Raw genomic sequence first — 20991 nt, forward strand, 5'->3', positions numbered from 1 at the left:
TACCGGAAAAGGCCCCGGCGTGGGACCTTGGTAACGTCTGTTTCCGTCGTTTGTCTCCCCGTTTGGAACGCCGCCGCGTTCCTGGTCATGCGTCTTCTTCCGCCTCCGAGCCATGCTCCCTCTTGCCCCCCGCCGTCTCCTCGCTTCCGTTTGGATTTGGACCTTCGCGGCACCCGCCCTCCACGCGGCGAACTCGTATTGGGACGACAATGGCGCAGCCTCCGGCACCGGCGCGACGCCCACCGGCACCTGGGGCAGCAGCACCTTCTGGTCCACCAGTTCCGCAGGGACCTCGGCCACCACCGGCTGGACTTCGGGAGACACCGCGATCTTCTCCGCGGGCACCACCGCCACCGGGACCTACACCGTCACCGTGAGCGGCACCCAGACCGCCGCGGGCCTCACCTTCGAGGAAGGGCTCGTCACCCTCACCGGCGGGACCATCACCCTCACCGCTCCGACGATCACCGCCACCGCGAACGCGATCATCAACAGTGCCATCGGCGGCACCGTGGGCCTCACCAAGGCCGGTGCGGGCACGCTCACGCTCGGCGGGGCGAACAGCTACACCGGCACCACGACCATCAACGCGGGCACGCTCGCGGTTTCCAGCGGAGCCTTGCCCAGCGCGTCCACCGTCGCATTCACCAACACCACCGGCACGGCCACCCTGGACATCACCGGCGTTTCCCAAACGCTGGCAGGCCTCACCTTCGGCACGCAGACGACCGGCACCAACACCGTCACGATCGCGGGCAACGCCGCCAGCTCGCTCGCGATCAACACCGGCAACCTCACCTTCGCGTCGGCCAATGTCGCCGCCGGCACGCTGGGAGTGACCATGGCCACGCTCGGCTCGTTCACCTACAACAACACCGCGGGCACCCTCGCCGTGCAGAACGGCGGAGGCAGCAACACCAGCGGAAACCAGACGCTCACGCTTTCGGCCACCACCAACTCGATCACGGCGAATTCGCTCGCCATCGGCGGTGTGGGCGGTGCCTCCGGCAGCACCGGCAAGAGCATCCTCAACCTCGGCCTCACCAACACGATCTACGCCAACAGCATCGGCGTCGGCAATTCCTCCAGCCGCTCCGGTGGCACCCTCCAATACGCCACCGGCCTCGGCACCGGCGGCTCGTTGGTGATTCGGGATGCGGCCGGTACCGGCGCGGCCAATATCACCGTCGGCAAGAACTCGTCGTTCAGCGGCGACAGCACCGCCTACACCTCGTTGTTCGACACCACCGGCAACGGGGCCACGCTCGATGCCCTGGTTGGCACCCTGTTGATCGGCAATGCCAACTCCGACGGCGCCACCGGCCGCCAGGTGAACAGCAACGGCACTTTCAAGATGGGCGCGGGCACGCTCACCGCCACCTCCGTGGTCATCGGCCAGATCAGCGGCACCGCCACCACCGGCACCAACAACTACACCGCCACCGGCCTGCTCTCGCTCACTGCGGGCGGCACGGCCACCATCGGCACCGTCACCATTGGCAACGACGCGCTGGCCACCATCGGCGGCACCACCAACATCAATGGCCAGCTTTCGCTGGATGGCAGCGGCGGCACCACCGCCCTCCGCGCCACCACCATCCAGCAGGGCGCCGTCGTGGCCGGGGAAACGTCCCGCATCGCGCGGATCAACTGGACCGATGGCACCATCGGCAACATCTCCGGCGGCAACCTTGCCATCAGCGGCGTCTCGATCGCACTCACCGGCAGCGGTTCCCATGTCTTCGATATCACCGGCAGCCAGACCGGCACCGTGTCCTCCGTCATCAGCACGGCGTCCGGCACCACCGCGTTGACCAAGACCGGCACCGGCACCCTCATCCTCAGCGGGGCGAACACCTACAACGGTGCCACCACCATCAGTACCGGCGTCCTGCAGCTCGGGGCCGCGGGCGTGATCCCGGACGGCAGCAGCGTGACCGTCAATGGCACGCTCGATCTCAATGCGAAGAACGAAACGATCGCCGGCCTCGGCGGCACCGGCACCGTCGACACCACCACCGGCTCCGCCACCCTCACCATCGGCTCGGGCAACGCGAGCTCCACCTTCTCCGGCGTTATCCAGAACACCTCCGGCGCCCTTTCGCTCACCAAGACCGGCTCGGGCACTATCACGCTGACCACTGCCAATACCTACAGCGGCACCACCACCGTCAGCTCCGGTGGCGGCACGCTCGCCATCACCGATGTCGGCGCGCTTGGCACCGGCAACATCAACCTCGCCAAGTCCGGCACCGCCACCGGCACGCTCGCGCTCCAGCTCACGGGCACCAACACGCTCTCGAACACCTTCGGCGGATTCAGCTCCACCACCTTCTCCGGTGCCACCACCCAGGCCAACATCGACAACGTTTCCGGCACCAACACCATCACCAGCGCGCTGACGGTGACGGGCACCGGCGGAAACGGCGTGTATGTCCGCTCCAGCGGCGGCTTCATCACGCTGTCGGGAAACATCGGGCAAACCGTCGGCACCACCCGCTCGCTCGGCCTCGGCGGCGCGTCGAACGGACTCGTCTCCGGCAACATCCTCACCGGCGCCGGTGGCATGAGCGTGATCAAGGACGACGCGGGCACCTGGACGCTCACCGGCTCGAACACCTACAACGGCGGCACCACCATCAATGGCGGCGTGCTGGAGATCGGCAATGGCGGGGCGACCGGCACCCTCGGATCGTCCAGCGTCACCAACAACGCCACCCTGCGGATCAACCGCAACAACGCCTACGCCGTGGCCAATGCGATCAGCGGCACTGGCACCCTCGTCCAGGCGGGCAGCGGCACCACCACGCTGAGCGCGACCAGCACTTACTCCGGTCAGACTCTCGTCAGCGCGGGCACCTTGTTGGTGAATGGCAGTCTCGGCAACACGTCCGCCGTGAACGTCGCCGCCGGTGCGACCCTGGGCGGCAGCGGCGGCTCCATCAACAGCGCCGCCGTCGTGACGGTGAACGGGCGCCTGGCGCCGGGCGCGTCCATCGGCACGCTCGGGACCGGCTCGGTGGTGTTCCAGGATGGCTCGACCTTCGGCAGCGAGATCGACACCACCGCGCTCGCGGGAGACCTGCTGAATGTCGATGGCAGCCTGGATTTGAACGGCACCGTCGTCCTCGATCTCACCGACCTCGCCACCGTGGCGCTCGCGGAGAACACGAAGTTCACCCTCATCAGCTACAGCGGGGTTTGGAACACCGGCACCTTCGATGGTCACGCCAATGGCTCGACCTTCACCGTTGGGGCCAACGCCTGGCAGATCAACTACGCCGATGGCAGCGCCGGTCTCAACGGCGGGGCCTTCGGGAATTACGTCACGCTCACGGTCGTGCCCGAACCGAAGGCCGCCCTGCTCGGGGGCCTCGGCGTCATGCTGTTGCTGCGCCGTCGCAAGGGCTGATCCCGTCTTCAACCTCCACCTCTTTTTGTCATGTCACTCGATACCCATCCGGACTCCCACCCGTCCCGCGCCACCACGGGAACCGTTTCCTTCTGGCGGAAACTCGGGGGTGGATCGCTGTCCATCTCGATCATCGTCCACGCCGTCCTGCTGGCGATCGGCGTGTTCTGGATCTTCCAGATCATCCCGGAAAAGAAGCAGGAGGTCGACTTCATGCCGAAGGGCGGGGGAGGCGGATCGCCGGGCGTGAAGGAGGTGAGCAACAAGAAACAGCGCGCCACCATGACCACGCCGAACACACCACGGATGGCGGCGAAGGGCGTGGCCAGCTCGTTCACCCTGCCTGAGCCGGATGCGGCCTCCGCGATGTCGTCGGTGGGATCCCTTTCCTCCGGAGGCTTGTCCGGTGGTCTCGGTGGCAGCGGTTCCGGCGGTGGCCGTGGCGATGGTCATGGCACCGGGTTCGGCTCCGGCATGGGACCGGGTCTCGGCGGAACGGGGTCGGGTGCAAGTCCGTTCGGCATGCTGCCCACCGCGGGTGTCGAGGGCATGGCCGGTGCCTTCTACGATATCAAGCAGACCGACAAGGGCAAGGACACCGGCGTGCAGCCGTCCGGCATGCCCGCCATCATCCGCAAGTTCGTCGAGGGCAGTTGGCGCGACAACGACCTGCGCGACTACTACGAGGCGAAGCAGAAGCTCTCGCAAACCAAGCTCTACATCCCGCGCATGTCCGCGGACAACGCGCCCGCCGCCTTCAAGTGCCAGGACGAGGTGAAACCGAGCCGCTGGATCGTCGTCTACCGCGGACGGGTGACTCCGCCGAAGACCGCGAAGTACCGCTTCGTCGGTGCGGCGGACGATGTGATGGTCGTCCGTTTCAACCACAAGCTGGTCCTCGACCACGGTTTCACCTCGGGCACCACCGGCCTGTCGATGATGAGCAGCCACAATCGCGACGTGATGACCGGCGCGGCCCAGGACGATGGAGTGAAGAAGAAGCTCCAGGAGTCCTATCCCGGCAAGCTGCCCGTGACTTTCTACAAATACTCCACCCTCAGCGGCTGGAACAATGCCATCGGCGGCCTCGCCGTGGGTGCCGAGTTCGAGGCCCGCTCCGGCAGCTCCTACGATATGGAGATACTCATCAGTGAGATCCCCGGCGGCAGCTTCGGAGCCTGCCTCCTCGTCGAGGAAATCGGCGCGACCTACGAGAAGGATTCCACCGGCGCGCCGATCCTGCCGCTGTTCCGCTTGGACAACACCTTGCCTGAGCGTCAGGGCGAAGCGCCTCCGTTCGCCAAGGATTCCCCGGTCTGGAAACTGAGCGGGAAGGGGCGCCCCGAGATCTAACGTCCTTTGCTCCGGCTACTGTCGTCCGATACATTCCGAACGCTTGATTCCCATGTCGATCCATTTGCCTTGATCCGATTCCCCTGAACCCGCACCGCACGTCCCCCCGTTCGTTTGCCGGAGGCTTCCGCCGTCTGATGGAGGCCGCGCGGATGTGCGCGCTCGTATGGTCCGCGGTGGCGATGCTGGGGTCGGCGTGGGCTACCGACATGGAAACCGTCGAGGCGCGGCTGCGGACGCAGATCCTTTCGTCGACTCCGTCCGTTTCCACGATCCAGGGCTACCAGACCTCGATGCTCTCGACCGGCCTGTGGTCGGATATCAATTACACGGACCACAGCCAGACGGTGTGGGCCCCGCAGACCCACCTCACGCGCCTGCTGGCGATGGCGCAGGGCTACTCGAAATCCGGCGGCGCGCTTTATCAGGATGCCACCCTGAAGGCGGCCATCTTGAAGGCCTACGACGCGTGGTTCGATATGAGCCCGTATCCCACCAGCACGAACTGGTGGTTCGGCACCATCGGCAGTGCCCAGGCGATCGGCAACATCATGGTGATGATGAAGGCGGATCTCACCTCCGCCCAGATCACCAAGGGTGCGGCGAAGATCACCGGCAATCCCGCGTCCTACACCGGCCTCAATTGCGTCGATGTCGCCATCGCCAAGATCTGCCGCGGCATCGCCCAGAACGACACGGCTTCGGTCAGCAGCGCGTTCGCCTCCATCGGCGGAGTCATCACCGTCACCATCGACGAGGGCATCCAGCGCGATGGCTCGTTCCACCAGCACGGTCCCCAGCTCTACAACCAGGGCTACGGCTCCGGCTACATCGCGGAGGTCCTCACCTGGGCGGTGGTCGGGGCGGACACCGCGTTCGAGATCACGGAGGCGCAGCAAAAGATCCTCGTCGATTTCATTCTCGATGGCTCGCAGCAGATGGTGCGCGGCGAGGCGCTTGATTACACGGCTTCGGGTCGCGGACTGTCGCGGATGAATTCCTCGGCGAATGGAAACGGGTTGATCGCCCCGGCGAACAACGCGTTGGCCCTGGGCTCGTACCGCGCCGCGGAACTCCAGGCGCTGGTGGCCCGCCAGAACGATTCAAAGACGAATCACACCGCCAATCCGGTGCTGGCGCTGACCGGCCACCGCCATTTCTGGCGCTCCGATTTCACCACCCACCAGCGTCCGGCGTTCTACACCGGCGTGAAAACCTCGTCCACCCGCACCTACCAGCCGGAGAGCGGGAACAACGAGGGATTGAAGAACCTCTACCTCGGCGATGGCGTGACGCTGATCATGCGCACCGGCAACGAGTATGACGACATCATGCCGGTCTGGGACTGGCGGCGTCTGCCCGGCATTACCGTGGAGCAGGATACCCGCTCGCTGAAGCCCTCGGCGGACTGGGGCGTCTACGGCACCAGCACCTACGCCGGCGGCGTGTCGGACGGCCGCTACGGGGCCGCCGCCTTCAACTACAGCCGCTACCGCGTGGCGGCGAAGAAGGCGTGGTTCGATTACGACGATGGCTTCGTCGCCCTCGGCGCGGCAGTGAACGCGCCGACCTCCACCGCTCCGGTCTACACCACGCTCAACCAGTGCCTGCTCAATGGTCCCGTCACCTACAAGGCGGGCGGCAGCGTCCAGACCCTCGCGTCCGGAAGCGTCACGCCTTCCGGCCTCCAGTGGGTCCACCACGATGGCACCGGCTACCTGTTTCCCACCCCGGCCAGCAACGCCACCATCCAGGCCATCACCCAGTCCGGGGCATGGTCCTCGATCAACAGCGGCTCGGGCTACTCGACCACCGCCATTTCGAAGGATGTCTTCTCGCTCCACGTCAGCCAGGCCGCGGGGTCGAGTGGAGGCTCCTACGGCTACATCGTCGTGCCCGGCATCACCGCCGCCGGGATGGATGCCTACGTGGCCGCGAATCCGGTCCAGGTGCTGCGGAACGATGCCAACGTGCAGGCCGTGGACATCGCGGCGGCCGGAGTGACCCAGGCCGCGTTCTACGCCGCGGATAGTATCACCCTTGCTCCGGGAAAAACGCTCGCCGCGAACGACAAGGCGGTGGTCCAGTTCCGTCGCCAGCCGAACACTCTCCAAGTCACCGCCGCCAGCCCGGAGGCCCGCGGCATGACCCTCCAGCTCACCACCGCGAACCTCGGCCTCTCCGGCGGAAACCCATCCACCTGGTTCGATGCCTTCGGCTCCGCGGTCTCGACCCTGACCTTGCCGGAGGGCGAGGAATACGGTGGCTCGTCGGTGGGATTCACGTTGTCCCACGATGGCGCCGCCTCCCCGAAGGTCACGCTCGCCAATACCATCGGCACGTCCGCCATCACCTACAGCCTTCCCTCCACCGCGCCCGAGCTGGCCCTCCCGGGAAACACCACCCTCGAGCCGGATGCAGGCGACACCCTTGAGCTGGGAAATGCGGTTTCCGGTGGCTTCTCCCTCATCAAGACCGGTGATGGCATCCTCGACCTGTCCGGCCCCAATACCTACACGGGCGGAACGAACGTCTCGGCTGGCATCCTCAATGTCTCCGGGAGCCAGGCCGCGGCCACCGGCGGCTGGATGTTTGGAAACGCCGTGAACTCGACTCCCGTTACGGCCTCGTTCCAGTCCGGGTCCCAGGTCGCGGTGGCTGCTGGAAACGCGATCACGCTCAATCAAAGCGGGGGCTCTCCGGGGGCTGCCACCCTCAATGTCGCGGGCACGGTGAGCAATGGAGGTGCACTCACCGTGGCCCGTGCCGCCGCCGTGAACCTGAACAGTGGCGCGAGCTGGACCCAGTCCGAGGCCATGACCCTGTGGCCCGGCGCAGGTACGAGCTACGGCAGCTCGCTCACCGTGAACAGCGGGGCCGCGTTCACTTATTCCGGTCCCTCGGCCATCACGCTGCGGTCGTCCTCCGGTTCGGGAAATGCCTCGCTCACGGTGGCAGGCGGGACGTTCACCACCGCCCGCGGATTCAGCAATGCCACCACCTCCGGCACCGGCGCCGCCAGCGTCACCCTCCAGGGCAGTGGCATCTTGAAGCTTTCGGCCAATGTCCCGGTCCTCGCCACCACCGCGGGCAGTCCGTTCAATTTCCAGATCGGCACCGGCGGTGGCACGATCCACACCAATGGCTTCAGCGCCACGTTGGGAACACCCTTGTCCGGCAGCGGAACCCTGACCAAGGCCGGAGCGGGCACCCTGACCCTTGCCGCTGCCAGCAACCATTCCGGAGGTGTCACCATCCCATCCAATGGCGGCACGCTCGCCATCACCCATCCCGCCGCATTGGGCACCGGTCCGGTGACACTTTCGAAATCCTCCACCGCCACCGGCACGCTGGCCCTCCAGCTCACCGGCACGAATACCCTCACCAACACCTTCAACGGCTTCGCCTCCACCACCTTCAGCGGCGATGCCACCCAGCCCTGCATCGACAACGTCTCCGGCACCAACACGCTCACCAGCCCGCTGACCGTGACCGGCATGGGCGGCAACGGGCTGTATGTGAAATCGAGCGGCGGCTTCCTCACGCTCTCCGGAACCATCTCCCACACCGTGTCCTCCATCCGCTCGCTGGGGCTCGGTGGGGCGGGGGATGGCCTCGTCAGCGGTCCGATCCTCAATGGCACCGGCGGGTTTCCACTCAACAAGGACGGCACCGGCACCTGGACGCTCACCGGCGCGAACAGCTACAGCGGGGTGACCACGATCAGCGCTGGCACCCTGCAGATCGGGAACGGCGGCACCACCGGCACCCTCGGCGTTTCCAGCGTCACGAACCATGGCACGCTCGTCATCCACCGCTCGAATGCCGTCACCCTTTCGAACGCGATCTCCGGCAGCGGCCGCTTCATCCAGAAAGGCACCGGCACGACCACCTTCGGCGGCGCGAACTCCTACGCCGGGGAAACGCGCGTGGAGGCAGGCGGTCTGGTGGTGCCCACCGCGATGCTGGCGGATGGCGCGCCCGTCGAGATCGCCGCCGGGGCCGTGCTCACGCTCGGCTTCGAGGGCTCCGATACGGTCGATAGCCTCACCTTCGGCGGCCAACTCCAGCTCGCCGGCACCTGGGGCGGCATCGGCTCTGGCGCGGAGCATGAAACCGACCGCATCACCGGTTCCGGTCGATTGCAGGTGGTGAATGGCCTCGATCCCTTCGCCGCATGGATGAACGGCTTCGCTGGCTTGTCCGCCGCCGAAAAAACCGAAACCGCCGACCCGGATCGCGACGGCCTCGTGAACGTGGTGGAATACGCGCTCGGTCTCGATCCCACCGCCGCCAGCAAGCTCCCGCTGCCCCTGAAGACCGGCAAAGTGGTGAAGTGGACCTACCCGGTGAGGGTTTCCGCCGCGAACGTCACCGTCATCCCGGAGTGGTCCACGGATCTCTCAAGTTGGCATCCGGAAGGAGTCACCACCTCGCCTCGGGGAGACGATGGTGACGTCCGGACGATGGAGGCCACGGTGCCGTTGGGAGAGGATCCTCGGCAATTCCTGCGGCTGCGGGTGGTCAGGTGAATTTCAGGGCGTCCGGCCGGGTCACGCTCAGGGTCACATGGACGTCGAACCCGGCCAAAACCCGCATCACCGCGGGGGATAGCTCGCCACCATCGTGGGGACGATCGCTGGTGACATCGCAGCCGAGCTGGAAGGTCGCCCGGTCCTTGATGCGAACGAGAGAGTCACGCCGTTCATCGAGGAGGCGGCAGAACCATTCCAAATGGCCGACGGAGGTGGTCGAATCCGGGAGCGGGGAATTCAATACCCACAGGTGGCCCGGCACCCCGGGAGGATCGTTGGAGAAGGGCTCCGCGTCCTCGATGTCTGCAGTTCGGTCCGGCTTGCAGCCGAAGGCCTCCGATATGAACTCGAGGTCCTTTTCACGCGTGGTGACGAGCAGGAAGGCCGTGGTGAGTCGTTCGGGCATGGCTACTTTTTCCAGATCAGTTCGCGTTCCCGGGTGTCAAGCTCGCGCCACGTCCCCGGTTCCATTCCACCGAGCTCCAGCTTTCCAATCGTCACCCGCACCAGCCGCAGCGTCGGGAACCCCACCGCCGCGGTCATGCGCCGCACCTGACGGTTCTTTCCTTCCGTGAGGGTCAGTTCCAGCCACGCCGTCGGGATCGACTTCCGGAACCTCACCGGCGGATCGCGCGGGGGCAGGTCCGGGGCGGCCTCGCGGAGACTGGCCTTGCACGGCAGCGTGCGATGGCCTTTCAGATCGATGCCCCCGCGCCGCAGTGTTGCCAGAGCTTCCGCGGTCGGAATGCCTTCCACCTCCGCGAGATACGTGCGCGGGTGGGCCGCGGTGGGATCGAGCAGCTTGCTGTTCATGCCTGCCTCGTCACTCAGCAGCAGCAGACCTTCGGAGTCCATGTCCAGTCGACCGAGCGGATACACCCGCGGCGGAAAACCGAAGTCGGCCAGCGTCTTCTGGCCGGGTTGATCCGGGGTGAACTGGGTCAGCACCCCGTAGGGTTTGAAAAAAGCGAGCAGCATCGCGCCCTCGTGCTAATCTGCCGCCGGGCGCACGACAAGAACCGCGCGAAAAACGACGGCCCGCTGGCGAACCAGCGGGCCGTCTCCCCCAAAGAAAACATCACCGCCAGCAACTGGCGCCACTGTCGGTGACGTGGCGAAAGTGACACCAAACGCCTGTTTTAGCCATTCGTGTTCCTACTTGCGTAGTTCTTCGTAGCGCAAGGTTTGACAGATGGCCTTATCGGCGGCATAGAGCTTGCAAAATGCTTGGCGAATCTTTCTTCGAAACCGGCCATGAGCTGGTGAAAGCCACTGGCTTCAACCGGGTCTCGGAGTTGCTTTTCGGAGAGCTTCGTTCGCAAATCGGGGCCGTCGAGGTCGTGCTCTTCGACTTTTCCTCCGACCTGAGCGTGATCAACGTGATCGGGGATGGCGTCGCCGCGGGACTGCTGCGGCAGGATCTGGAAGGCGTGCGGGCTTGGATTTCCGAACATGACCGTCGCAGCCCGGAGGATTCATCGGTCCTCTGCAGCGGCCCGAGCGGCGAGGAACTCGCCGAAATGCCGGATGTGGCCGAGTGGTTGAAAGGCATCGGCTGTGCCGACCTCGTCGGCGGACGCCTGATCCGCGGCAAGTATCGCTGTGGCAGCATCGCCGCCTTGAAGAAGGACGGCCCCTTCACCCAGGACGAGCGTGAGCGCCTGCAGGCCGCCGTTCTCGTTTCCCGCAGCGTGCTTTCCCGCCTGATCAACGATCACTACGAGCGCCGGGTGCTGGAGCGTCTGATGCACACCCGCAAGGAGAACACCAACGCTGTGTTCCTGCTGCGTGGCAATGTCGCCATTCCCTACAATCCCGGTGCCGTGGCCTACGCCGACGCCTGCTGGGAAAAGGACGAGGTGGAGCACGCCGTGTCCGCTGAAATGGTGGCTACGCTGGAATCGGCGATTTGCGCGGCCTGGAGCAGCCCGGTGGACAGCCACTGGGTGGAACTCGATTTCGACCTCGGCGGTGGCCCGGTGAAGGTCGGGGCCATGGCCCGTCCGGACAGCGGCATCGTCATTCTCTTCTCGCCGCCGCCGCGCCAAGTGACCTCCGGCGGCACCGTGCCGATGCTCACCCGCCGCCAGTGCGATATCATGGACTGGATCGCGGAGGGCAAGACCAGCGCCGAGGTGGCCATCATCCTCGAGATCAGCCCCCGCACCGTCGAGAAGCACCTCGAGGCGGTCTTCCAGCGCTTCGGCGTGGAAAACCGCGTCGCCGCCGTCCGCAGCTATCTGGAGGCGAAGGGCGGCCTGATTCCGGGGCAGGGGGCGTGAGCCGCCTGCCGGTGCGGACTAGGCCGAATCGACATTCAGAAAGCCCCAACGGGGCGTCATGTGACAGCCCGGGGCAACGCCCCGGGTGGTGGAGTCGGAAGGAGTCGAGCCCCGAAGGGGCGGAATGTCGGGGCAAAAGCCGCATCCCTTCCTCATCCCGCCCTTTCAGGGCTCGTCCCAAAACACACGCTCACCCAGGGCGTTGCCCTGGGCTCTCTCATTCCGCCCCGTTGGGGCGCTACCGGTTCGCAACTTTCCCATGAATCGGCTTGGCGGTTTCTCGAAGCTGAACGTCGCTTCACCTAGCGGCCGAAGATGATCACCCCCACGAGGGCGAGAACGGCCACGGCGAGGATGATCAGCACCGCGATCGTGACCTTGGAGGTTTTCACCTTCACGTGCGGGGTCGCCGCAATGATGCGTTTGTAGTCCTCGCTGAAGATCGTCTTGCTCGGGTTGCTCCAGAACGCGGAAATGATCAGCGCGTTGATCAAGGTGCCGATGGGGAACGCCAGCAGGCCGACGCAGGCTTGGAGCGTGGCGAGGACCCGGGCCCACGGTTTCAAGGCTCGGAGACCGGTGCCATTGGCCAGACCGAGCAGGGAAAGCGCCACACAGAACAAGCCGGTCCAAACAGAGGTGGCCCGAGGCGAGGCACCGGACTGGGATATCAAGCTCGCGCCGGCGATCAGACCGATGACGCCACCCAGAATGTAGAGCGCGCTCAGCGTCCGGATGGTGGATTCGCGGTTGATGCACTGGCGGCGGATCTCCTCGTCGGAAGAAAGCCCGGTTTCCAGCGGGGTCGCGATGGTGGTGGGTGCAAGGTAAGGGTTCGGTTCCATAGCGCCGGACATCTGCCATCTCATATCTCGATTGGCGAGCTTGGATCGCCGGGAGATAATAGGAACGGCGGCCCGGAGGCCGCCATTCAGGATTCAGATCATGGTGGAGCCACCGCCTTATTTAGGCAGCTCGTTCGCCGTGTAGTAGAACAGGCGGTTCTGGAGCGGGGACTTGTCGTCGGTGGATTTCACGTCCGGCAGGTTGAGCTGATAGACGCGGCCACCACCTTCGAAGCCGGAGAGCTTCACCTCGATGCTCCGCTTGCCATCGCGCGCCACCGATTGCACGGCGTGGTCGCGCTTGTCATCCGGCTCGGAGCCGTAGGTCCACTTCGGCTGGTAGGTGCAGGATGAGAACTTCCATGCCTCCGCCTTCGCGAGGTCATCCGGGATGTCCTTGGTGAAGGTCACCTTGAAGCCCGTCTTCGTGATGTGGAACGCCTCGATGTCGAACGGCACGCCGCCCAGCGAGGTGATCCGCTGCAGGCCCTCGGCCGGGGTGCCCCAGCCGCGCACCGTCGCGCCCACGTAGAGCTGCTTGCCATCCGCGGAGAACCGCAGACGGTGGTTGCCCGAGCGCAGGCCGTGGCCGTTGATGAAGTGCGTCGCCGCGCCCTGGAACTTGCCGTTCACCTTCTCCAGCATCACGCGGGAGATGCGGGTGCCGTTGTTGTCCGGGATCAGCAGTTGTCCGGCGAAGGGGCCGAAGCTGCCGTTGCGCGGCAGTTCCATCGGCTCGCCCGCGGAGCGGTTGATGTCCTTGTTCGGCAGCTCCACCGTGGCCTTCGTGCGCGCCTTGTTGTAGGCGTCCAGGTCGTCGCGGAAGGTCTGGAGTGGATCCTTGCCCGCCCACGCCGGGTCCCAGTTCAGACTGCTCGGGTGGCCGTAGAAGTTGCCCTTCTGCACCAGGTAGAGCGGCGTGACGGCCTTCCAGTCGCCCTGGTTGTCGCCGCACCAGACGTTGCCGTCCGGATCGCGATAGATGCCGTTGGCCATGCGAAAGCCGCTGGCGATGGGCGTGAGCTGGCCGTTGGCGTCGCAGTGCAACACCCAGCCGCGCCATTTCACGGACGAGAAGTTGCGGCCGCGGTGGCCTGCGGCGGAGAACTCGTTGAGCACGTGGGTGAACACCGGGCCGGCGTGCGAGGCGGTGCCCAGCGAGAAGTAGTAACCGCCCTGGCCATCGCGGGTCAGCGAGTTCGTCTCGTGGTAGTTTCCGCTCAGGCCCCAGCCGGAGGAGAAGCGGGTGTAGGAGTCGGCCTTGCCGTCACCGTCGGTGTCCTCCGCCTCGGTGGCATCGGACATCTGGATGACGCGGATCTTCGTGGGCGAGATCACGTCGAGGCCGCAGCCGTTCTGGAAGCCGGTGGCGAAGAGTTCCCACTTGAATCCATTCGGATCGGACGTGGGTGTGGCCTTGATCACGTCGCCGCGGCGCAGCGCCACGAAGAACGTGCCATCCGGGGCAAAATCGATCGCACCGACTTCGGGCGGCACGCCCTCCGGCAGCTTGATGGTTTCAACCTTGTAACAATCGTCGAAGCCGGTGGCGAAAGCGATGCCGGCGAACAGGGGTGCGAACAGCAGCGTTTTCATTCGGGCTTGGGAAGGGATTGGATGTAGAGGACGAGGGACTTCACTTCGACGTCCGGCAGGGCGGCGAACGGCGGCATGTAGTTCGGCGGATAGCCCTTCACGATCTTCGCGTTGGGATTGCGGATGGCTTCCAGCAGGTATTCGGTGTCGGCCTTGGCGGTCGCGCCGCCTTCCAGTTCCACCGTGCTGTTGGCCAGACCGGCCAGTGTCGGCCCGTGGCCGCCCGCGCCATCGGTGGAGTGGCAGGTCGCGCAGCCGTAGTTGCCGAACAGCGCGTTGCCCGCCTTCACGTTCGGCTTCGAGAGATCGAGTTTCACCTGATAGCCATTGAAGTCCGCCAGTGACTTGCCCTTGTAATCGAACTCGACCTTGCCGTCGCCGGAGGCCGTGAAATCGCCTTCCTTGTAGACCAGTTTCGCCGGTGGCTCGCTGCTCCACTCGTAGTGGCAAGACAGCGGCTCCTTGCCCGGCGTGATCTTCACCTTCAGCAGGTGCTTGCCGGACTTCACCGTGAAACGCGGCACGCCCTTCTCCAGCTTGTAGCCGACGTATTGCAGCGGGCCGTCCGCGTCGGCGGCCTTGTCGTCGATGCTGATCGGGTGGCCCCCGGAAGCCTTCTGGAATACGGTGCCCACCAGGCGCGGCACGTAGTCGAACGACACCCGCGAACCGCGGACCACGTCACCCCAGTAGGGCGTGAAGTCCAGGAAACCGCCCTGCCAAGCGTAGAGCGGGCGGCACTCCACCGTGTCGAACACGTAGGAAAGGTCCTTGCCGAAGTTCACCGCCAGTGCGGCGGGCACACCGGGAATCGGGGATTCGTAACCGGGAAGGTCGACACCTTTTTCCGGGCTGTACTTCCGCACCGCCTCGCCAACGTGGTGGTGGGCGAACACCGCCGGGTCCAGGCTGGGGTCCGGCAGGTAGGTGCTGATCAGGAGAGGGGCGTCAGCAGTGCCCAGCGGCCGGTTCTCATAGGTGAGAAACGGATCCGCGTGCAGCGGCGATGCAGCCGCGACGAGGAGAGGTAATAATAATTTCATGCAACAGTGCGACTGTAGAACGTCACATGGTGGCGATTTCTATCCCACCGTCGACTAGTCTTTTTCGACTAGTCCATGGATACGCCTCGGAAGGACGGTTTTTTCCTTCTCAAACGGAGGCCCTCAGTAGTCCGCCACCGGGCTGCCGCTCTGGGTGGCGGCCGCTGGAACGGTGGCCGCGAGCTTGGCAATCGCATCGCAGGTCTCCTGCCATTTCTTCTCACTCCAGGTGATCGGAGCCACCATCTTCTTCCGCAGCTTGGTGACCCGCTTCAGCGATTCATCGATGACATGGATCGGCAGGGTCTTGAGCGCCTCCACCGCGGTGTCCGCGGTCTCGATCTGGTGGCAGATCATCGCCAGGTCGTTACCCGCTTCGATCGCACGCCGCACGTCCTCGCCGCGGCCGTAGCGCTTCGTGATCGCGCCCATGTCGAGGTCGTCGGTGAGCACCACGTGCTTGTCGAAGCCGAGTTGGTCGCGGAGGAAGCCCGTGATGATCCGCTTCGACATGGAGGCCGGATGCTCCGGGTCGATGTTCGGAAACTCGACGTGGGCCACCATGATCGAGTCCAGCTCCGGCATCAGCGCGGTGTAGGGGAGAACGTCTTCCCGCAGCAACTCGGCCAGCGTGGCATCGGAAGAAGGAAGGTCGTGGTGGGGATCGGAAAGCGCGCGCCCGCAGGCCGGGAAGTGCTTGCCGCAGGACTTCACCGAACGCTTCCGCAGCCACCGGTTCCACATCCCGGCGTGGTCGATCACCCGCTGCGGATCACGGCCCCAGCAGCGCCCGCGCAGCGAGTTCTGGACCTCGGGGTGGTGGTCGAGGTCCAGCACCGGCGCGAAGTTCAGGTTGAAGCCCAGCAGGCGCAGCAGGTCGGCGGTGAAGGCTCCCGCGTTGGCGATGGTCATCGGATTGCCCTGGGCCGCGAGATCGGCGGCGGAGGGCAGGGCAGGGGCGATCTCCTTGGTGCGGGTCACCCGGCCGCCCTCCTGGTCGATGGCCAGGATCGGATCGTCGTAGGAAAGCGCCCGCAGGTCGTCGGTCAGCTTCCGCGTCTGTTGCGGTGTGACGATGTTCCGCGTGAAGAGGATGTAGCCAGCGGGCTGGAGGCGCTTGAACAACGCGGCTTCGTCCGGAGTGAGTTCAGGACCGGAGACACCGAGAAGGAGAAGCGAGCCGTGCATGGAGGGACGATAGCGGCAACCGCTTCGTTGGGAAGTCAAGGAGTGTAGCTGAAAGCTCTGCTTTCAGAGTGTAGGGGGAAGCTCCAGCTTTCCCTCTTCGGGGAAGGAGATCGTTCGGCCTGCCCCCCCCCGCCGCCAACTGGAGCTGGCGGAGACGATTCGAAAGCGGAGCTTTCGACCACACTCACGTGAAAAACCACCGGGTCAGGTGGAAAAACACCGGTGCGGCGAAGCACAGCGAATCGATGCGGTCCATCACCCCGCCATGGCCGGGAATGGAGGCTCCGTAGTCCTTCACGCCGCGGTCGCGCTTGATCGCGGACATCACCAGCCCGCCGCAGAAGCCCATCACCACGATCGCGGCGGACATGCCCGCCGCCTGCAGGAAGGTGAATGGCGTGCTCCACCACAGGCCCGCGCCGAGCAGGGTCGCGCTCAGGCCACCGCCCACGAAACCCTCCACGGTCTTGTTCGGGCTGATCTTCGGCACGATCGGGCGTTTGCCGAACAGCTTGCCGAAGACGTACTGCATCACGTCCGAGATCTGCGTCACGAAGACCAGGAAGAACAGCAGCTTGGCGTTGTTCGCCGGGTTCTGGTCGGAGTAGCCGGGGATGCGCAGGAACCACAGCAGGGCGGGGGCGTAGCTGGTGAAATAGACGCACACCATCAGTCCCCACTGGATCTTCGAGGTCCGCTCGAGGAAGCGCTCGGTTTCCCCCGCCAGCGCCGCCCGGATCGGGATGAACAGGAAGGCGTAGATCGGGATCAGGATCACGAACAGCCCGTACCAATACGAGGCCAGTGTCCAATACTGGAGCGGCAGGATCAGGAAGAAGGCCCACGTCAGCGCGCGGTGGTCGCCCTGCCGCGTTGGCGTGAGCGTGATGAACTCCCGCAACGCCAGGAACGAGGTGAACCCGAACATGAACACCGGCGCGAGTCGGCCGATTGCCAGGGCCGTGCCGAAGACGGCGCACATGATCCACCACGCGCGGATGCGGGCATTCAGGTTCCGCACCACCTTGCGGCGGCTCAAGCAGGTGACCCGGGCATGGAGGGTGCCGCCGATGATCGAGGCGATCGTGAGGATGCCGATCATGCCTCCGAAGAGCCAGAGTGTCTCGCGGTCCAGGTTCATAGCGGTTTCAGGGCGAGCACGGCGTTGCGGGCACGGAGCATGAAGTCGGTCTTGGTTTCCTCCGGCTGGAGGAACAGCGGCTTGCCGAAGTTCACCGAACACAGGATCGGCACCGGCAGGATCTCGCCCTTCGGCAGCACCCGGTTGAGGTTCTCGATGAACACCGGCACCAGTTCCACACCCGGGCGTTCCTTCGCCATGTGGTAAAGGCCGGGCTTGAAGTCGCCGATCTCGCCGCTGGGGTTGCGGGTGCCTTCCGGGAAAATGATCAGGGATGAACCCTCGGCGAGCGCGTGGAGCATCGGCTCCAGCGGGTTGTTCTCGCGGCTCACCTTCTTGCGCTCGATCAGCACCGCGCGGAACACCCGGTCCGCCAGCCAGCGCCGGAGCGGATCGCTTTTCCAGTAGTCCTGCGCCGCTACCGGTCGCGTCTTGTGGCGGATCTCGTCCGGGAACGAGGCCCACAGCAGCACGAAGTCGAGATTGCTGGTGTGGTTGGCGAAGTAGATGCGCTGCTTCTCCTCGTCCGGCTCGCAACCGCGCCAGTGCGCGCGCGCGCCGGTGAAAAGCCGGGCAAGGGAGGCGATGGCGGAGGCGATCATCGGGATTTCTGATACATGCGGCCGATCCGCAGCACGGCGGTGATGGCGGTGAGCGCGGCGATCAGCCACAGCGCCCATTCAAGCACCGGCCACGCCTGTTTGCAAAGGAGCACCACCGCTTGCGAAACGAAGCCCACGGTCAGCAGGAACATCCGCTGCGGCTTCGCGCAGGGGCCACCGAAATCCTGGCCCTGTCCGAGCGAGGCGCCGAAGGCCCGCAGGTAGGCGACGAACACCGCGAGCAGCGCGCACAGCCACCCGACCGTCGGGCAACCGCAGGCGTAACCCGCACCGACGAGAAACAGCGAGTCCTCGATGCGGTCCGGGATCTCGTTGAACAGGTCGCCGCCCTTCGATTTCAGCCCGCCCTCCACCGCCACCAACCCATCCAGTAAATTGCACATCAACCGGGCCTGCACGCACAGCGCGGCCAAAATCAACGCCACCCACGCGGGCAGGCCGGCGCGGTGGAACCACCACAACACCCCGAACGCCGCGGCCGCGAACCCGATGCCGGTGGCCGAGATCGTGTTCGGCTTCACCTTGGCCTTCACCAGCGCGCTGGCGAGGGTCTGCACCCATCCCAGCGAACGGGATTTCAACGGGCGGCGGTCTTCAGCGGGTTCCATGGACGGAGCATGCTAACAACTCCTGCCGGGCATGGAAACAAAATGGAAAGCACGCGCTTTTCAACCGGGCTCCTCGGATAACAGGTTACGCAGTTTCTGCGTGGCAGCAATCCGATCGATTTCTCCGGCAGCGACGCTCATGGTGAGGTCTTCCCATTCCTGGCCATCTCCCGAAGTGGTGTAGCCATTGATTCGAAGAAACACGATGCAAGAGCCGAGGGCGACACGCTTGTTCCCATCAATGAAGGGATGATTGCGGCAAAGATAGAAGAGGTAGGCTCCGGCAACGTCCACGGTGTCTTCGTAAACGGATTTACCTCCGAAGCCCGCCTGTGGGGCCGCCGCTGCAGATTCCAAGAGAGCGATATCCCGGATGCCAGTCGCTCCTCCGAATTGGGTGATGGCTTCGTGATGAATCTCCAGAATGACCTCAACCGGCAGATGGAAGCACTGGTCTGCGTTGGAGTTCATGCCAATCGCTTCATTGTGCGGGCGTAGTCCTTCATCGTCTGCTTGACGACAGCGGAGACGTCCTCTTGCGATGGAGCATTGCGGATCGGGGTCAGCGTGATGGTGCCCCCCGCATGCACTTCCAGATTCATCGAATCGCCTACTTTGAGATGGGCGAGTTCCATGATGGCGTTGTCGAAAATAACGCCTTGGGAATTTCCGATTTTGGAGACGGCCTTCAGCATGCGGTAAAACTACGTTTTACCGCATGAAATGTCAAGAAACGGAAGCTCAAGCCTCCGCCAGCGCCTTGTCCAGCGCGCCCTTCACGAAGCCCGAGAACAGCGGATGCGGCTTGTTCGGCTTCGACTGGAATTCCGGGTGGAACTGGCAGGCGACGTAGAACGGATGGTTCGGCAGCTCGACGATCTCGACCAGACCTTCCTTGGCGGAAACCGACGAGATCACGAGGCCCGCGTCCTGAAGCTGCTGCTGGTAGTCGGAATTGACCTCGTAGCGGTGGCGGTGGCGTTCGTGGATGCGGTCGGAGCCGTCGTAGAGATCGCTGGCCTTGGTGCCGGCGAAGAGGATCGATTCGCAGGAGCCGAGGCGCATCGTCGCGCCCATATCCTCCACGCCCTTCTGCTCCTCCTGGAGGCAGATCACGGCGTGCTCGGCGTTCTTGTCGAACTCGGTGGAGTTCGCTCCGGCCAGACCGCAGACGTTGCGGGCGAACTCGATGGTCGCGATCTGCATGCCGAGGCAGATGCCGAAATACGGGATGTTGTTCTCGCGGGCGTACTTCGCGGCGAGCACCTTGCCCTCGATGCCGCGGTCGCCGAAGCCGCCGGGAACCAGGATGCCGTCCACCTCGCCGATCACCTCGGCGGCGCCGCGTTCCTCGATCGCCTCCGCTTCGACGCGGACGATCTGGACCTTGGTGTCGTGGTGGGCACCGGCGTGGATGAGCGATTCGTAGATCGATTTGTAGGCGTCCTGCAGCTCGATGTATTTGCCGGCCACCGCGATCGTCACCTTGTTCTTCGGATGGATCACGCGCTGGACGAACTTCTCCCAGTCCTCGAGGGCGGGCGGCGGCGTGTGACCGAGGCCGATCTTGTCGACCACCAGGCGGTCGATCTTGTCGCGGCGCAGGTCGAGCGGGCACTCGTAGATCGAGTGGTCCACGTCGCGGAAGGCGACGACGTTCTTCTTCTCGACGTTGCAGAACATCGCGATCTTGCGGCGGTTGTCCTCGTCGAGGTCCGCCTCGGTGCGGCAGATGATGATGTCCGGCTGGATGCCCAGCTCGCGGAGCTTGGCGGCGGATTGCTGGGTCGGCTTGGTCTTCACCTCGCCCGCGGCCTTGATGTAGGGCAGCAGGGTGACGTGGATGAAACAGACGTTCTCGCGGCCCACTTCCAGCGAGAACTGGCGGATGGCCTCGATGAAGAGCAGTCCCTCCATGTCGCCGACCGTGCCGCCGATCTCGGTGATCAGCACGTCGACGTCCGGATTGTCCTTCGAAACGGTGTGGATGCGCTCCTTGATCTCATCGGTGACGTGCGGGATGAACTGCACCGTCTTGCCGAGATACTCGCCGCGGCGCTCCTTCTTGATCACCGAGTCGAACACCTGGCCGGAGGTCAGGTTGTTCATTCGGGAAAGACGGCCGCTGGTGAAGCGCTCGTAGTGGCCCAGGTCGAGGTCGGTTTCCGCGCCGTCGTCGAGGACGTACACCTCACCGTGCTGGTAGGGGGACATCGTGCCCGGGTCGACGTTGAGATACGGGTCGAACTTCTGCATCAGCACCTTGAGGCCGCGGTGTTCGAGCAGGGCGCCGATGGAGGCGGCTGCGAGGCCTTTTCCGAGGGAGGAAACGACGCCGCCGGTGACGAAGATGTATTTCATGGCA

16 protein-coding genes are annotated in these 20991 nt (G+C 64.9%); 4 read left to right on the top strand and 12 right to left on the bottom strand.

Annotated elements, in window-relative coordinates; translation table 11 throughout:
- The first annotated feature begins 112 nt into the window (after nucleotides 1–112).
- The 3 genes from llg_RS10900 (at nucleotide 113) to llg_RS10910 (ending at nucleotide 9297) form a co-directional block, all read left to right on the top strand.
- Nucleotides 113–3412, top strand: a complete 3300-nt coding sequence (locus llg_RS10900) for an autotransporter-associated beta strand repeat-containing protein (RefSeq protein ID WP_338289938.1) — start codon at nucleotides 113–115, stop codon at nucleotides 3410–3412.
- Between the two features lie 30 nt (nucleotides 3413–3442).
- Complete coding sequence (locus llg_RS10905) at nucleotides 3443–4765, top strand: hypothetical protein (protein ID WP_338289939.1); 1323 nt, start codon at nucleotides 3443–3445, stop codon at nucleotides 4763–4765.
- 152 nt (nucleotides 4766–4917) lie between these two features.
- Complete coding sequence (locus llg_RS10910) at nucleotides 4918–9297, top strand: polysaccharide lyase family 8 super-sandwich domain-containing protein (RefSeq protein WP_338289940.1); 4380 nt, start codon at nucleotides 4918–4920, stop codon at nucleotides 9295–9297.
- On the opposite strand, the gene llg_RS10915 is transcribed toward llg_RS10910, so the two are convergent.
- Nucleotides 9290–9706: a DUF4279 domain-containing protein gene (locus llg_RS10915; protein ID WP_338289941.1), complete on the bottom strand. Its 417-nt coding sequence runs from the start codon at nucleotides 9704–9706 to the stop codon at nucleotides 9290–9292. The genes llg_RS10910 and llg_RS10915 overlap by 8 nt on opposite strands.
- A gap of 2 nt (nucleotides 9707–9708) precedes the next feature.
- Nucleotides 9709–10278: a pseudouridine synthase gene (locus llg_RS10920; protein WP_338289942.1), complete on the bottom strand. Its 570-nt coding sequence runs from the start codon at nucleotides 10276–10278 to the stop codon at nucleotides 9709–9711.
- A 245-nt stretch (nucleotides 10279–10523) separates the two neighbouring features.
- On the opposite strand from llg_RS10920, the gene llg_RS10925 reads away from it, so the two are divergent.
- Nucleotides 10524–11582, top strand: coding sequence for a helix-turn-helix transcriptional regulator (locus tag llg_RS10925; RefSeq protein WP_338289943.1), 1059 nt, complete (start codon nucleotides 10524–10526; stop codon nucleotides 11580–11582).
- A gap of 302 nt (nucleotides 11583–11884) precedes the next feature.
- Here llg_RS10925 and llg_RS10930 read toward each other — a convergent pair whose 3' ends face one another.
- From llg_RS10930 to llg_RS10975, 10 genes are all read right to left on the bottom strand, one after another.
- Nucleotides 11885–12427, bottom strand: a complete 543-nt coding sequence (locus tag llg_RS10930; protein ID WP_338289944.1) for a hypothetical protein — start codon at nucleotides 12425–12427, stop codon at nucleotides 11885–11887.
- A gap of 117 nt (nucleotides 12428–12544) precedes the next feature.
- A complete protein-coding gene (locus tag llg_RS10935; protein ID WP_338289946.1) occupies nucleotides 12545–14023 on the bottom strand; it encodes a hypothetical protein in 1479 nt (492 codons plus the stop codon).
- Nucleotides 14020–15066 (bottom strand): cytochrome c, encoded by a 1047-nt coding sequence (locus llg_RS10940; protein WP_338289948.1) that lies wholly within the window; start codon nucleotides 15064–15066, stop codon nucleotides 14020–14022. The genes llg_RS10935 and llg_RS10940 overlap by 4 nt, the downstream gene beginning before the upstream one ends.
- Before the next feature lie 123 nt (nucleotides 15067–15189).
- Entirely contained in the window at nucleotides 15190–16254 is a 1065-nt protein-coding gene (gene nagZ / locus llg_RS10945; RefSeq protein ID WP_338289949.1) for a beta-N-acetylhexosaminidase, read from the bottom strand.
- A 184-nt stretch (nucleotides 16255–16438) separates the two neighbouring features.
- On the bottom strand, nucleotides 16439–17395 hold the full coding sequence (locus tag llg_RS10950; RefSeq protein WP_338289950.1) for a phosphatidate cytidylyltransferase: 957 nt from the start codon (nucleotides 17393–17395) through the stop codon (nucleotides 16439–16441).
- Nucleotides 17392–17997 (bottom strand): lysophospholipid acyltransferase family protein, encoded by a 606-nt coding sequence (locus llg_RS10955; RefSeq protein ID WP_338289951.1) that lies wholly within the window; start codon nucleotides 17995–17997, stop codon nucleotides 17392–17394. The genes llg_RS10950 and llg_RS10955 overlap by 4 nt, the downstream gene beginning before the upstream one ends.
- Complete coding sequence (locus llg_RS10960; protein WP_338289952.1) at nucleotides 17994–18626, bottom strand: CDP-alcohol phosphatidyltransferase family protein; 633 nt, start codon at nucleotides 18624–18626, stop codon at nucleotides 17994–17996. Before llg_RS10960 ends, llg_RS10955 begins: the two co-directional genes overlap by 4 nt.
- Nucleotides 18627–18686: 60 nt before the next feature.
- Complete coding sequence (locus llg_RS10965; protein ID WP_338289953.1) at nucleotides 18687–19097, bottom strand: type II toxin-antitoxin system death-on-curing family toxin; 411 nt, start codon at nucleotides 19095–19097, stop codon at nucleotides 18687–18689.
- Nucleotides 19094–19321: a hypothetical protein gene (locus llg_RS10970; RefSeq protein ID WP_338289954.1), complete on the bottom strand. Its 228-nt coding sequence runs from the start codon at nucleotides 19319–19321 to the stop codon at nucleotides 19094–19096. Before llg_RS10970 ends, llg_RS10965 begins: the two co-directional genes overlap by 4 nt.
- 46 nt (nucleotides 19322–19367) lie before the next feature.
- A complete protein-coding gene (locus tag llg_RS10975; RefSeq protein ID WP_338289955.1) occupies nucleotides 19368–20987 on the bottom strand; it encodes a CTP synthase in 1620 nt (539 codons plus the stop codon).
- Nucleotides 20988–20991 lie beyond the last annotated feature (4 nt).

The organism is Luteolibacter sp. LG18 (genome assembly GCF_036322585.1).
GTDB lineage: Bacteria > Verrucomicrobiota > Verrucomicrobiia > Verrucomicrobiales > Akkermansiaceae > Luteolibacter.

Bases quoted from the DNA above. Each gene is read 5' to 3' on its own strand.
- llg_RS10930 (WP_338289944.1), bottom strand. From the start codon at position 12,427: ATGGAACCGAACCCTTACCTTGCACCCACCACCATCGCGACCCCGCTG.
- llg_RS10910 (WP_338289940.1), top strand. From the start codon at position 4,918: ATGTGCGCGCTCGTATGGTCCGCGGTGGCGATGCTGGGGTCGGCGTGG.
- llg_RS10955 (WP_338289951.1), bottom strand. From the start codon at position 17,997: ATGATCGCCTCCGCCATCGCCTCCCTTGCCCGGCTTTTCACCGGCGCG.
- llg_RS10905 (WP_338289939.1), top strand. From the start codon at position 3,443: ATGTCACTCGATACCCATCCGGACTCCCACCCGTCCCGCGCCACCACG.
- llg_RS10935 (WP_338289946.1), bottom strand. From the start codon at position 14,023: ATGAAAACGCTGCTGTTCGCACCCCTGTTCGCCGGCATCGCTTTCGCC.
- llg_RS10915 (WP_338289941.1), bottom strand. From the start codon at position 9,706: ATGCCCGAACGACTCACCACGGCCTTCCTGCTCGTCACCACGCGTGAA.
- llg_RS10960 (WP_338289952.1), bottom strand. From the start codon at position 18,626: ATGGAACCCGCTGAAGACCGCCGCCCGTTGAAATCCCGTTCGCTGGGA.
- llg_RS10925 (WP_338289943.1), top strand. From the start codon at position 10,524: ATGCTTGGCGAATCTTTCTTCGAAACCGGCCATGAGCTGGTGAAAGCC.
- llg_RS10900 (WP_338289938.1), top strand. From the start codon at position 113: ATGCTCCCTCTTGCCCCCCGCCGTCTCCTCGCTTCCGTTTGGATTTGG.
- llg_RS10940 (WP_338289948.1), bottom strand. From the start codon at position 15,066: ATGAAATTATTATTACCTCTCCTCGTCGCGGCTGCATCGCCGCTGCAC.
- nagZ (WP_338289949.1), bottom strand. From the start codon at position 16,254: ATGCACGGCTCGCTTCTCCTTCTCGGTGTCTCCGGTCCTGAACTCACT.
- llg_RS10950 (WP_338289950.1), bottom strand. From the start codon at position 17,395: ATGAACCTGGACCGCGAGACACTCTGGCTCTTCGGAGGCATGATCGGC.
- llg_RS10975 (WP_338289955.1), bottom strand. From the start codon at position 20,987: ATGAAATACATCTTCGTCACCGGCGGCGTCGTTTCCTCCCTCGGAAAA.
- llg_RS10970 (WP_338289954.1), bottom strand. From the start codon at position 19,321: ATGCTGAAGGCCGTCTCCAAAATCGGAAATTCCCAAGGCGTTATTTTC.
- llg_RS10920 (WP_338289942.1), bottom strand. From the start codon at position 10,278: ATGCTGCTCGCTTTTTTCAAACCCTACGGGGTGCTGACCCAGTTCACC.
- llg_RS10965 (WP_338289953.1), bottom strand. From the start codon at position 19,097: ATGAACTCCAACGCAGACCAGTGCTTCCATCTGCCGGTTGAGGTCATT.